The sequence below is a fragment of the Streptomyces sp. NPDC051913 genome (genome assembly GCF_044593635.1).
GTDB lineage: Bacteria > Actinomycetota > Actinomycetes > Streptomycetales > Streptomycetaceae > Streptomyces.
Genome location: NZ_JBIUCI010000014.1, coordinates 231,275 through 243,928 on the forward strand (window position 1 = coordinate 231,275; position 12,654 = coordinate 243,928).

Here is a 12,654-nt window from a genome sequence, read left to right on the forward strand (position 1 = left end):
CGGCCGGCCGCAGCCGGGGGTGGCAGAGGCGCCGGGGCTGGGGGAGGCGGGCCATTCAGCACCTACCGCGCGTACGAGCCCTGCTGCGGCGCCAGACGATCAGCGCGGCCAAACCTGCGCCGATGGGGACCAGCCGCCACACCGTCCGCGCCACGTCCTGCCCTCTGGGTGCGAGCAGTCCGGGCGAGAGCCGGTCGTGCTCGCAGTAGGTGCGGGCCGGGCCTGCGATCAGGTCACACCCCTCACGGTGCGAGACAGGGGATGCGGTGGCATGGGCCAGGGATGTGGGGCCGGGCCGCGGCGACCAGGGCTCGGGCAGGCCAGCCGTGATGAGGCGGGCCAGGAGGACGGCCAGGACGGCCATCATGGCGATGAGGCTGGCCGCGGCGGCCAGGCGCCGGGCCCGGGAGACGAACGGCGACCGTGCCCCTGGCAGTAAAGGACGGATGCTCATCCCGATGTCTCCTTCGACAGGGCCACCCCGGCCTCGGCGCCGGTCTTGGGCTCCGCGTCGTCCGGTGGGGGAGCCGGGGCGGGCGTGCCAGCGCGCTGGCCGGGGGTGGTGGTGATGGAGGAGGCGATCCGCGCGATGCGGGGGATGATCGTCTTGATGCGGCCAGTGTTCTGCCGCGGGCAGGCCAGCAGGAACTCGCCCTCGCGGCCTTTGTGGCCGACCGGGGACAGGCCGGTGGTCACCATCCGCAGCAGCTCTGGATCGCCTGGGTCGAGGCCGACGAACTCCAGTCCGCGGCGGGCCCGTTCCCGGTCCGTGGTCCGCGCGAGCGCCCGGTAGGCCATCAGGCCGCGGTCGGGGCCGAGTTCGTCGGCGTCGTGGGAACCGGCGATCAGGCCGGCGCCGTGTTTGCGTCCGTCGTGGAGGATCTCGTGGACCAGGGCGGTGCCCTCGGCCGACGAGGTCAGCCAGTACAGCTCGTCCAGCACGACGGCGGTGAAGCGTGCGGGGTCCTCGAAGGCGCTCTGCCGGGAGAGGGCGGCAATGAGATAGAGCACCGCACGGCCGATGAGGGCTTCCAGCGGCTGCTGGTGGAGGATCTCGGGGTTGGCGAAAGCTGCCTTGGGGGGCAGTTTCAGACCGGCCGTCGTGATGACGATCATGTCGCAGGCGCTGGACGCGTCGAGTCTGACCGGAGGCAGGGCGGGGTCGAAGACCATCGCCGCCAGGGGGCTGCCGGCGACCACGTGCAGGAGGCCGGCGAGGGTTGCGGCCGCATCCTGGCGCCGGCCCGGCGGATGGCCGGCCATCTCCTCAAGGACTGCCACCACGCACTGCATTGATGGCGTGTCACTGGTGGCGGCCTGTTCGACGGCGTGGTGCAGGACTTCGCCGTGGGTGCTCATCGGTCCGATGCCCAGCTGCAGGGTCAGGTAGGACAGGGCGTAATGGCGTCCTTCCGGCCCGGCAAACATCCGTAACGGGTCGATGGATACCTCGGCGCGGGCGGCGTCGATGATCTGCACCCGGGCACCGGCTGCGGTGCGGGCGAAGGTGGCCCACTCGCGTACAGGGGTGCGGTCGATACAGATCGCGCAGCCGCCGCGTGCCCACACCGCCTCGGCGATGAGCTTTTGCAGGACGCTCTTGCCGGCACCGAGATCACCGACGATGCCCATCGAGGCGGACGCGTCCTGCTTCGGCGCATCCGCCACGTTGATCATGACGGGGCGGGTGGTGCCGCAGTCCAGATCGATCCCGAGGAACATGCCGTTCGGATCACCCACCTCCGTGGAGGTGAAGGCCCCGCCCAGAGCCCAGTCCTCGGACACCTGGTGCTGGGTGAACTCCCGTGCCACGCCCGGCCGCACGGTGCCGGGCAGGCCCAGCGTGAACAGGGCCTCCTGCAGGCCAGCCGGGCGCACCGCCCGGTAGTCGGCGCCGGCCAGCAGTGCGGCGAGCGCCCGGGCACGGGCATCGCAGACGGCTGGGGTCGGCCCCCACACAGTGAACACGGTCACCGACTGCACCTCCACCTCTACCCCGGTGCGCGACAGCCGGGCATCCAGCTCGCCCAGGTCACGGGCGGCCTCCGCCAGGGAGGCGGGCATGCCGGTGGGGCGGGCGTCGTACTGGTCGGCCTGGTCGATGAGTTCGTTCTTCTTGCGCTGCACCTGCGTGCGCGCCTTCTCCGCGCCCACCAAAGTGAGGTCGATGGTGTAGTCGACGGGGAAATCCAGGCTCTCCAGCTGCGCGAACAGATCCGCCGCGCCCTGGCTGACCGCGGGCGGGCACTCCGCCAGCACCAGTTGGGCCTGGTAGCCGGTACCGGTGTCGGATTCCACCTGCAGCCAGCGCCGCGCAAGCGGTGAGCCTGCCTTGCGTCGCCACCACGCCGCACGCCCTGACCGGGTGATCCGCGCCGGTCGGTTGGCCTCGTCGACGTCGTCGGGAGCGGGGTCGATGCCGCCTTCCTGGAGGCGGACTTGGCCGAGGTCGGCGTAGCTTGGGGAGCGCAGCATCCCGTGGCGGAGGTGCCCGCCGAACAGGCTGCTGGTTTCGGATTCTGCGAGCAGCGGTTCGGGCAGGCCGCGGTGCAGGGCGTGCTGGAGCATCCACACGATCTCCGCCGGGCAGGCAGGGCGGAAGGCGATGCCGCCGGCGAGCGCCGCCTGGACCTTTACGGCCTGCTCGCGATACGCGTTCACCTCCCGCTGGGGCACAGGCGCCGCGCGGAGGCCGAGCATCGGCGCGAACTCGGCCCACACCGCACCGACGTGAGCTGACAGCTGCAGGCCGGTGGACTCGGTGTGCAGCGGTACGGCCAGCCATAGTGTGCGCCGGTGCATCTCCTGCTCGTCCAGCAGCTCGAGCGTGGCCTCGACGTTCTCCACCCATGGATGCGGGCCCGTGCCGGAGGCCGGTTCGGCGGGCTCGATGCCCTCGATCATCTTCAGCGCGATCTCGCCCGGATCGACCTGCGCGCACAGCCCGAACAGTCGCGGCGCCCCGGACAGTGAGCGCACCAAGTGGGTAATTTTGGCGAGCTGTTCATCGCGGACCGCGGCGGGCACATAGGTGCCCTGCACTCTTTCGTCGGTCTGGCCGTGTGTGTCGGGACCGGGATGCAGGCGGTAGATCGCCCATACGCTGCCCTGCACGGACCACAGCAGGTGCCCGGCGATGTGCCGGATCGGAACTCTCACCGCACACCTCCACCGGGCACGCCAGCAACGAGCAGCCGCTGCACACCTGACAAGGTCGGCGCAGTGTGCCGTCGGGCGGTGCGGGACGGAGCCCGGTGCGAAGTGGGGCGTGATGCGGGCGCGCCTTCGATGGTGAAGCCGCCGCTCAAAAGGCGGGGTTGGCGGTCGCGGGCGGCCCGTCCGCCGATCCGGCCTCCGTGGGGCTGGCAGCCCAGGAGCAGGAGACCGAGGGCGGCCTGCAGCGGGGCCCGGCCGCGGATGGTCTGGCGGCGCACCGCCCAGACGGCCAGCAGCCAGAGCACCACCGGGAGCGGGCCCAGCCATGACCACCAGCGGACCGTCTTGAACAGGAGGAATCCGCCGCCGACGGCGACCGCGAGCTGCGCAGGGGTGTAGGGGCCGAGGGGGATCTTCCAGTCGGCGACCTTGCCCAGTACCCAGGGGTGCCTTCGGGCCGCGGTGTAGTAGCGGCCTATCCGAGGCGCGGCGACCGCGCTGGCCACGCTCACAGCCCGCCTCGCTTGGACGGCGTGTGCTCTGATGTTGCCGCGGGCGGTGGGGAGATGGGGCCGGGGACGGCGGGTGCACCCTGGGCGGGGTTCTTCACCTCGTCCTCGAACATGTTCGCCAGGTCCTCGCGCGAGTTGTACAACCCCAGCGCCACGATCATGAGCAGGAGGGCGCCGATCCCGGCGCGCACGCTGACCTTCTGCACCATGGTGATGAAGACGAGGCAGGTCAGGCCCGCCTGCAGGCCGAGGTCGCCCCAGCGGTGGAACATGTTGATCCAGGCTTCGCCGACATCGTCGAGCTTGCCTGCGAGCGTCACGGTGTCCATCGTGTTCACGACCCCCCACCTCCGCCTCGACGGGTGAGGGAGCCGAGTGCGGCGACTTCCCAGCGGCCGGAGCGGGCAGTGAGGGTGAGCTCGTAGGCCAGCGGCCACCGCCCGGTGCGGTCTTGCGCCTCGGTAGTCGCTTGGACGTGCATCCGGGTGCCGTTGCCCGGAACCTGTTCGCCGCCCGCAGCTTCTTCGGTGGCCAAGATCTGCCGCACCGTGACGGCCGTGAACGGGGCGGGGGAGACGGCGGTGAGATGGATGCCGGGGGCGAGGTAGCGGTCGACTTCGCCGGCGCCCGTGAGATACGCGGCGAGGAACTCGGTCACAGCCCTGTTCAGTTCACCGTCAGGGACAGTGACCGTGTAGGGCGAGTCGGCCGGTGCGGCCCGGTCGGGGCCGGCGACGATGGCGGGGGCGCCGGTCACCGTGCACGAAGTGCCTGTGGTGTTGGTGGTCACCGGGACCGTGAAGTAGCGGAGCGTGCCGTCGGCGAATTGCGCAGCCACCGTCACCTGCCATGTGCCGCCGCTGGTGTGCGCACTGCGCACCGCAGTGACCGAGGCCGGTTCGGGCTGCGCATCGGGTACGGGGCCGGGGAGTTCGACATCGGGCGCCATCGACTGCGCAAGCCGTGCCTGCGCAGTCGTCGTGTCTTCGGCGCTGCTGCGCAGCCACGCGCTGATGAACACCTGCGCATAGCCGGCCGGGTCGGCGGCCACCGCCGTGACGGCCTGCGCAACGCCCGACCGGTCCTGCGGCGCGGCCTGCGTCGCCGTCGGGGTGGAGGTGATCGCGACTGCCAGTGCAACAGGCCCGGCCGCGATGACCGTCCACACTGCCGCCCGCGATATGCGCACCCGGCGTCGCATCACCTCCAGGCGGGCGCCTGCAGCCATGGCGACAGCACCCTTCTTGCGCGAGGCATGCCTTCGATGAGGCATGGTCAACCTCCTAGGCCTGAACGGATGTTGCTGAGAGCACACCGCTCAGCCCTGACCAGACCATCGACCAGGTCAGCCTGACCACGGTCACGATGAGGACACAAATGGCTTGGTCAGGGCATGGTCAGGCTGACCACACCCTGACCATCCCCTGACCACGGCCGTGGTGCCGTGGGTACGCGGACACCGCCGAGTGTGTGCGCAACGGAGCGTGCGCAGGCGTGGGAGGGGGCGGGTGCCAGTGTGCGCAGTCGAGGGTTCGGACGTGCGCAGGGGAGACGTGCGCAACAGGCTGCGCAGGCATGCGCATACGGCGGTGCCGAGGCCAGCCCGGCGCTGCGCAACGAAGCGGTCTAGCTCTTGCGCACCCGTCACGGTTGCGCAGGCCTTGTTGCGCATCGGGTCTGTGCGGTGCTGCGCAGTCTGCTTGCGTAACCGGCCGGGGGCGGGGCGTGGTGAGGGCGTGGTCGGCCTGACCACGCCCTGACCATGCCCTGACCACGGGCAGTTGCGAGGCGGGTGAGCGCAGGCCGCCGCGTGTCTGTGCAGCGGAGCGTGCGCAGGCGCAGGAGGGGGCCGGCATCGGTGTGCGCAGTTGGAGGTTCGCGCGTGCGCGGCAGGGATATGCGCAACAGGCTGCGCGGTCGTGCGCAGCAGCCCTGGAGGGCGGTCCATGGTGGGGCTGCGCAACGAAGCGGTCTGGCTCTTGCGCACCCGTCACGGTTGCGCAGGCCTTGTTGCGCATCGGGTCTGTGCGGTGCTGCGCAGTCTGCTTGCGTAACCGGCCCGCGGCGGGGCGTGGTGAGGGCGTGGTCGGCCTGACCACGCCCTGACCAGGGCCGACCACGGCGGAAATTGCTCGGATTGTGACCGTGGTCGGCCCGACCTGGTCGATGGTCTGGTCAGGGCTGCTGGCTGTGCTGGCGGGCATGGATCTCGCCTGCGCGTGCGCACGGAAAAGCCCTGACCACATCCTCCTCCGCTTCCTGCAGCACGACCTCGCCGCGGCCGGGTTCACCACGCGTGGGGGAGCGCAGTGAGCTACGGGGCGGGGATCCGCCGGGGCGTGATGTCGGCGGATCGGTTCACGCAGATCGCCAACAACCTGCTGCGCGATCCTCAGCTGTCGTTCAGGGCGAAGGGAATCTTCGGCTACCTCAGCACCCACCGCGCAGGCTGGGAGATCACCCTTGCAGACCTGATGCAGGTCGGCCCGAACGGGAGGGATGCCATCAGGGCGGGCCTGAGTGAACTGCAGGACTGCGGCTACCTCGTACGCATCCAGCTGCGGCGTGCCGACGGCACCCTCGGTGAGATCGCCTACAGCCTCAGGGATGTTCCCTCTGCAGGCGACACCAGCCCTTCGCACAGCGGTGCGGTGGCATCTGTCCCCGCCACGGCGGCCGGCCTCGTCGCCGGGGCAGGAATCCGGCGAGGTGCGATGGCGGCCGATCAATTCACCCAGATTGCCAACCGTCTCTTCCGCGACCCCCGGCTGACGTGGAAGGCCAAGGGGTTGTTCGGGCTCATCAGCACGCACCGCGACGGCTGGCATATCACCGTCGCCGACCTGGCACGCCACAGCCGCGACGGCGAGGCGGCCGTCAGGAGCGGCCTCAAAGACCTTGAACGCCACGGCTTTCTGCTGCGGGAACGCACCCGCCACAACGACGGCACCCTCGGCCGGGTCGTGTACGTCATCACCGACCAGCCGGACGAGCAAGTGTGCAGGTCGCAACCAGTGTCGGGTTTTCCACCAGTGGATAAGCCGACGTCGGCTCATCGGCCCACTAAGAACACCATCGTTAAGAAGACCAACAAGCAGAACACCAACCCCCTCCCTCCGTGCCCGCACACCGGCGAACGCGCAACCCGCGGGACACGACACCCGGACGGGAACCCGCTCGCACCGCCTGCCGACGAAATGCATCCCGGCCTCCGCCTGCTGCTCGACATCGCAACCAGCCGCCCCGACTTCCTGCTGACCGGCAAGGCGCTCACCGACCAGGGCCGGGTGGCGACCGCGATGCTGGAGAGCGGCTGGAGCCCCGAACTGCTGCGCCACGTCATCACCAGCAGGCCACTCCCGCACCCCGTGCGCACCACAGTCGGTGCGATCGTCGCGGCGCGCCTTCGGGCCGCCCAGACCTACCCACCGCCCCACACCGTGGCCGCCCAACACACCACCTGGCAACCGGCCCAAGAGCTGGCGCAGCCATCGGCTACGCCGGCCGGCAACCCTTCCGCGGCCCGCACCGTCACCCAGGCCCTGACCTACCGGGCCCTGGTCGAGTGCACCGGCTGCGGACGTCCCGGCACCGCTGACGGCGAAGACCTGTGCCCCGCCTGCCTGGGCTGGCCGCCCTGCGCCACCTGCCCCGGCCCCACCCCACGCCGCGCCCACCCCGACAGCGACGGCCGCTGCACCACCTGCGCCTCCGCCACCACCCAGCTATTCGAAGGAGCCAGCTCGTGACGGGGCCACCCCCACTCGCCTCCGGCCAAAGGCTGTACTGCCCATCCCCGCAACCCGGGCGGTACGCAGCAACGCTCCAGCAGCCGACCTGGCACTACACCGCTGAAGGGACATCACTTATGACGCAGACTCAGTCCGATGATCAGGTACGCACCCGCATGATGTACCTGCTCTTTGCGCACGAGCCCTACTACGTCGGCCCCGGCACCACGGAGATCAACACCACCGTCGTGGCGGCCGCAACGCTGCTGCACCCGCACGTGCTCCAGCCCGACGGGGCCCGCATTCACGACCTCCTGATCCACGGCCGCCGACCCGGCGAGATCATCCCGCTGTCCACCCTCACGCACGAACTGGACGGCGGCACCGGCTGGCCAAGCGTCGGCGACTGGGAGCGCGTCACCACCGACCTGGTCCACCTCGTCCGCCACGGGGGCTGTGACGCTCTCAGTCTCGGCCTGCCCGACCTCGCCCGCGCCCTCGTCTGCGCTGGCCCCCACAGCCAGGTCCGCGCCCTCGACGCCGCAACCGGCAAGACCGTGGTCTACGGGGCCGCAGAACGGGCCGCCGTCCTGACCGAGATTACGAAGTTCCTCGCCGCGCTTGTCACCGAACGAGACCTGTGGCCTGGCGAAGGCCTACTCGGCGATGCCGGACCACCTCGGTAGGGATTTGAGACGGCGGCTGCTCCTGCATCGCTGCGGTCGCGTCCGGCAGACAGACACAGGCGAGAGGCGGGTAGGTCGGCTCCGATGCTGTCACGCCTCGCGCGGGCCCCCTGCGCCAAACGCCGTCCACGTTCACCCTCCAGGAAGCCGCCCGCCTGGCGTGCATTGCGGACCTCGTCGCCCGCCCGGCCCCCTGACCCACGGCCAGGCCCGGCCCGCTGCCCCGCACCCTCCCGGTGCGAGACAAGGTTCGGGCAAGATCACCTCGTGTCCAGACCACGGGCACGATTGTGGCGTCTGAGCCGGAGGCCTGATGCGTGGGTGCGAGAGCCTGCCTGTGGGATGAGGTGCGCTGCAAGGGAAGCCCTGGAGCGTCCCATACCGGGTTTCTGGCGGGCGCTCGTGTAAGCGGGGCCCCGTGACGGCGTCTGTCGCGCGGTGCCTGGCGTGATCAGGTACTCATGAACGGTGGACATGGACGCGACCGACCCCTTCGTGCACGTCCGGGGCGCCGGTGAGAACAACCTGCGGAACATCGACGTCGACGTTCCGCGGGACGCGATGGTCGCCTTCACCGGCGTCTCCGGTTCGGGCAAGTCCTCGCTGGCGTTCGGCACGCTCTACGCGGAGGCCCAGCGCCGCTACTTCGAGTCCGTGGCACCGTACGCCCGAAGGCTGTTGCAACAGGTCGGCGCACCGCACGTACAGGAGATCACCGGACTGCCACCTGCCGTGGCCCTGCAGCAGCGACGCGGGTCGCCCAGCTCGCGCTCGACGGTCGGCACTCTCACCACGCTGTCCAATCTGCTGCGCATGCTGTACTCCCGCGCCGGCACCTACCCGCCGCGGGCCGCACGGCTGGAAGCGGAGTCGTTCTCACCCAACACCGCCGCCGGCGCCTGCCCGGAATGCCACGGACTGGGCGTCGTGCACGACGTCGCCGAGGACCTGCTCGTCCCGGACCCCTCGCTGAGCATCCGAGAGGGCGCGATCGCCGCCTGGCCGGGCGCCTGGCAGGGCGCCAACCTGCGCAGCGTCGTGAACGGCCTGGGGATCGACATCGACCGACCATGGCGCAGACTCAGGAAGAAGGACCGGGACTGGCTGCTCTACACGGACGAGCAGCCCTCCGTGTACATCGAGCCCGAAGAGGACCGCATCGACTACGGCTACCAGGGCAAGTTCTGGAGCGCCCGCAAGCACGTCATGCACGTCCTCGCCGACTCCAAGAGCGAGAAGATGCGCGAACGAGCGCTCCGGTTCGTCAGGAGTGTGCCCTGCCCCGCCTGTCACGGCAGCGGACTACGGCCCGAAGCGCTCGCCGTGACCTTCGCCGGACGCTCGATCGCCGAGATCAACGCGATGCCGCTCACCGAGGTCGTGGCGCTGCTTAGGCCCGTCGCGGCGCGGACCGAGGCCGACGCCACCACGTCGACCGCCCGATCCGGCGAGACCACCGAGGTCGCGGTACGGATCTGCGGCGATCTGCTGGCGCGGATCGACGTACTGCTCGACCTGGGCCTCGGATATCTCAGCCTCGGGCGCCGCTCGACCACCCTGTCGCCCGGCGAGGCACAGCGCCTGCGGATCGCCACCCAACTGCGCTCGGGGCTGTTCGGCGTCGTCTACGTCCTCGACGAACCCTCCGCCGGGCTGCACCCGGCCGACGCGAAACCGCTGCTGGACGTGCTGGACCGGCTCAAGGCGGCGGGCAACTCACTGTTCGTCGTGGAGCACGACATGGACGTCGTACGGCGGGCGGACTGGGTGGTCGACATCGGCCCCGGCGCGGGCGAGGGCGGCGGACGCGTGCTGTACAGCGGTCCCGTCGCCGGTCTTGAGCAGGTCGGGGAGTCGGCCACGAGTCAGTACCTGTTCGGGCGCGCCCAGCCGGTTGATCACCACCCGCGCACACCGCACGGCTGGCTGCACCTGCGTGGCGTCTCCCGCCACAATCTGCGCGACGTGTCCGTCGACGTACCGCTCTGCGTTCTGACGGCGGTGACGGGCGTGTCCGGTTCCGGAAAGTCGACGCTGGTGACGCAGGTGCTCGCCGAGGTCGTCCGCGGCCACCTCGGCCTCGTAGCCGAGGATCCCGATGAGGCGCAGCTGGAAGTCGATGTCCAGGACGCGTCGGGGGTCGAGTCGTTCGACCGGCTGGTCCTGGTCGACCAACGGCCCATCGGCCGCACCCCCCGGTCCAACCTGGCGACCTACACCGGGATGTTCGACGCGGTGCGCAAGCTGTACGCGGCGACGGACGAGGCCAGGGCGCGCGGCTACTCGGCCGGGCGGTTCTCCTTCAACGTGCCCGAAGGGCGGTGCGAAACCTGCCAGGGCGAGGGATTCGTCGCGGTGGAGCTGCTGTTCCTGCCCGGCACCTACGCGCCGTGCCCGACCTGCGACGGCGCCCGGTACAACGCCGAGACACTGGAAATCACCTACCGAGGCAAGAACATCGCGGAAGTACTGGCGATGTCCGTCGATGCCGCCGCCACGTTCCTGTCCGCCGTCCCGGCCGCCTCCCGCAGTCTGGAGACACTGCGCGAGGTGGGACTGGGATACCTACGGCTGGGCCAGCCCGCGACGGAACTCAGCGGCGGTGAGGCGCAACGCATCAAACTCGCCACCGAACTGCAGCGAGCCCGCCGCGGGCACGCGCTCTACCTGCTCGACGAGCCGACGGCCGGGCTGCACCCCTCGGACATCGCACTGCTGCTGCGCCAGCTGCACCGGCTCGTCGACGCCGGCAACACGGTCGTCCTCGTCGAACACGACCTGGACACCATCGCCACCGCCGACTGGGTCATCGACCTCGGCCCGGGCGGCGGAGACGCAGGCGGGCGGGTCGTCGCCGCGGGCCCGCCGACCAAGGTGGCGAAGGCCCGCCGCAGCGCCACGGCACCGTATCTCGCGGCCAGACTCGCGCGTCCCTGATCCGGATCCGCTCCGCGGCACGCCGCAGCAGCGGCCTCATAATCCGTCGGCTGTGGGTTCGCGTCTCACCCGTTCCGCTTCCCAGCCGGGGTGCGGGAACTCTTTCACCTGCGAGGACTTGGAGCGGTCCCGGCGGGGATGCGATGTCCTGACCGGGGTCTGCCTAATCCGCCCGCCCCCTACGGAGTGTGAGAGCTGACGGGAGCATCTTGCAGAGGGGGGGCCGCATAGCATGAGCGGTCACAGGCGCCGGCCCAGCAGCTCGTAGTGCCCGCACAAGGCGACCAGGGACCGGGCCAGCCGCAGGGCGTGGGCAACACGGTGCTCAAGCTCAAGGCGCGGGGTCATGCTCAGCTTCCGGCGCGCCTCGCCAATGCACGCCAGCGCGCAGCACGCCTCCACGTTCTTCGGCCGCGGGCCAACCGCCTGTTCGATCTCGGGAATGAGGAGCGCCAGGTGCCCGCGCAGGGCGACGGTGAGGGTGTCGAGGTCGGCGGTCGGCGGGAGGGCGTTGGGCCCGCCGACCGGGGCGAGCAGCTTCGCGGCAGTTGCCCGCATGGTTGCGATGTCCGGAGGGGTTTGATCCTGAACTTCGGGCGTTAGTGGGTGGGTTGTAGCGTGCCTCACGTCGGCGCTCCTCAGCAGCGTTGGCCGCGCCCTGGGAGGTAGCCGCCTCTCCGGGGTCTGCTTACGGCCATCGACGCTACGAGGGCGAAGCATGGCCCTTCCACTAATGTTCACCAATGTTTGCAGCAGTCTGAATTTGCTGGCCACGGCTGAGTTTGTCCCTTGACCCTGATACTCCAGTCGATGGACGGTGGTGTACATCTGTGAACACCACCAGGGAGGGAGGCGGCGATGGCGCTACGGTTCGTCGGGATCGACCCCAACACGGGGACAGGTGAGAGCCCCACCGTCTGGGTCGACGACAGCAAGAATGAACTGGTCATCCAGGGATGGAAGCCGGACCAGCAGCTCGAAGCGGAATGCGCCGCTTTCGAACTGCCCGGGCATGCAGTCGGCATCCCTCATCACGAAGCAGTTGTTCGCATCCCGGCCCGCATGGTGCCGATCTTGAGGGAGGCGTGCGATGCCGCAGAGCGTGCCGAGCTTCGATGAACTGCTGGACGGTGCCCAGCACTCAGCCGTCCACCTGGAGATGCGCGATGCCTACGGAGTGAGCAGTGAGGCAGACGATTTCGCCCGCTGGAAGAGCAGTGGGCAGAGGGACCTCGACCCCACGTCGGCGTACTGGGCGCCGTGGGTCGCGCTGATCCGCCGCACGGTGGCCCGCGGCGTCGCCGTGCGTCGGGCACGCATCGTGTCTGAACCGGTCAGCGAGTACATCAAGTACGAGCACGCCTCCACCCAGGTCAACATCGATGCGGGCGAGCTCGTGAGGTGGCTGCCGCGGCGGCACGCCTCGACGATCGCTCTACCCGGCAACGACTTCTGGCTGATCGACGACCGGCTCGTCCGGTGGAACCACTTCACTGGTGACGGCGCGTCCGGCGGTGGGGAGATCAGCGAGAATCCGGCGGCGGCCAAGTTGTGTGCCGAGGCCTTTGAAGCAGTGTGGGCGCGCGCCATCCCGCACGCCGACTACAAGATCAGCTAGCGCGGAAGGTGCAC

At 70.1% G+C, this 12,654-nt stretch carries 11 protein-coding genes; 5 read left to right on the top strand and 6 right to left on the bottom strand.

Features of this window, described 5'->3' with window-relative positions; genetic code table 11:
- Positions 1-55 precede the first annotated feature (55 nt).
- The 5 genes from ACIHIX_RS34975 to ACIHIX_RS34995 are packed head-to-tail and all read right to left on the bottom strand — an operon-like array spanning position 56 to position 4,896.
- On the bottom strand, positions 56-454 hold the full coding sequence (locus ACIHIX_RS34975) for a hypothetical protein (protein WP_399963361.1): 399 nt from the start codon (positions 452-454) through the stop codon (positions 56-58).
- Positions 451-3,159: an ATP-binding protein gene (locus ACIHIX_RS34980; protein ID WP_399963363.1), complete on the bottom strand. Its 2,709-nt coding sequence runs from the start codon at positions 3,157-3,159 to the stop codon at positions 451-453. Before ACIHIX_RS34980 ends, ACIHIX_RS34975 begins: the two co-directional genes overlap by 4 nt.
- Positions 3,156-3,662 carry a hypothetical protein gene (locus ACIHIX_RS34985; protein ID WP_399963460.1) on the bottom strand — a complete coding sequence of 169 codons (507 nt, stop codon included), beginning with the start codon at positions 3,660-3,662 and terminating at the stop codon, positions 3,156-3,158. The genes ACIHIX_RS34980 and ACIHIX_RS34985 overlap by 4 nt, the downstream gene beginning before the upstream one ends.
- 2 nt (positions 3,663-3,664) lie before the next feature.
- Entirely contained in the window at positions 3,665-4,006 is a 342-nt protein-coding gene (locus ACIHIX_RS34990) for a hypothetical protein (protein ID WP_399963365.1), read from the bottom strand.
- Positions 4,003-4,896 carry a conjugal transfer protein gene (locus ACIHIX_RS34995; protein WP_399963367.1) on the bottom strand — a complete coding sequence of 298 codons (894 nt, stop codon included), beginning with the start codon at positions 4,894-4,896 and terminating at the stop codon, positions 4,003-4,005. Before ACIHIX_RS34995 ends, ACIHIX_RS34990 begins: the two co-directional genes overlap by 4 nt.
- A gap of 1,114 nt (positions 4,897-6,010) precedes the next feature.
- Between ACIHIX_RS34995 and ACIHIX_RS35000 the strand changes: the two genes are divergently transcribed.
- From ACIHIX_RS35000 to uvrA, 3 genes are all read left to right on the top strand, one after another.
- Complete coding sequence (locus ACIHIX_RS35000; protein WP_399963462.1) at positions 6,011-7,417, top strand: hypothetical protein; 1,407 nt, start codon at positions 6,011-6,013, stop codon at positions 7,415-7,417.
- Between the two features lie 119 nt (positions 7,418-7,536).
- The gene (locus ACIHIX_RS35005; RefSeq protein WP_399963369.1) at positions 7,537-8,085 is read left to right on the top strand and encodes a hypothetical protein; all 549 of its coding nucleotides are present in this window, start codon (positions 7,537-7,539) and stop codon (positions 8,083-8,085) included.
- Between the two features lie 474 nt (positions 8,086-8,559).
- On the top strand, positions 8,560-11,022 hold the full coding sequence (gene uvrA / locus ACIHIX_RS35010) for an excinuclease ABC subunit UvrA (protein WP_399963371.1): 2,463 nt from the start codon (positions 8,560-8,562) through the stop codon (positions 11,020-11,022).
- A 240-nt stretch (positions 11,023-11,262) separates the two neighbouring features.
- On the opposite strand, the gene ACIHIX_RS35015 is transcribed toward uvrA, so the two are convergent.
- Positions 11,263-11,580: a DUF6415 family natural product biosynthesis protein gene (locus ACIHIX_RS35015; RefSeq protein ID WP_399963372.1), complete on the bottom strand. Its 318-nt coding sequence runs from the start codon at positions 11,578-11,580 to the stop codon at positions 11,263-11,265.
- Positions 11,581-11,880: 300 nt separating this feature from the next.
- Here ACIHIX_RS35015 and ACIHIX_RS35020 point away from each other — a divergent pair, with 300 nt between their 5' ends.
- Both ACIHIX_RS35020 and ACIHIX_RS35025 read left to right on the top strand, forming a co-directional pair.
- Positions 11,881-12,141 carry a hypothetical protein gene (locus ACIHIX_RS35020; protein ID WP_399963375.1) on the top strand — a complete coding sequence of 87 codons (261 nt, stop codon included), beginning with the start codon at positions 11,881-11,883 and terminating at the stop codon, positions 12,139-12,141.
- Positions 12,113-12,640 carry a DUF6879 family protein gene (locus tag ACIHIX_RS35025; protein ID WP_399963377.1) on the top strand — a complete coding sequence of 176 codons (528 nt, stop codon included), beginning with the start codon at positions 12,113-12,115 and terminating at the stop codon, positions 12,638-12,640. Before ACIHIX_RS35020 ends, ACIHIX_RS35025 begins: the two co-directional genes overlap by 29 nt.
- Positions 12,641-12,654 lie beyond the last annotated feature (14 nt).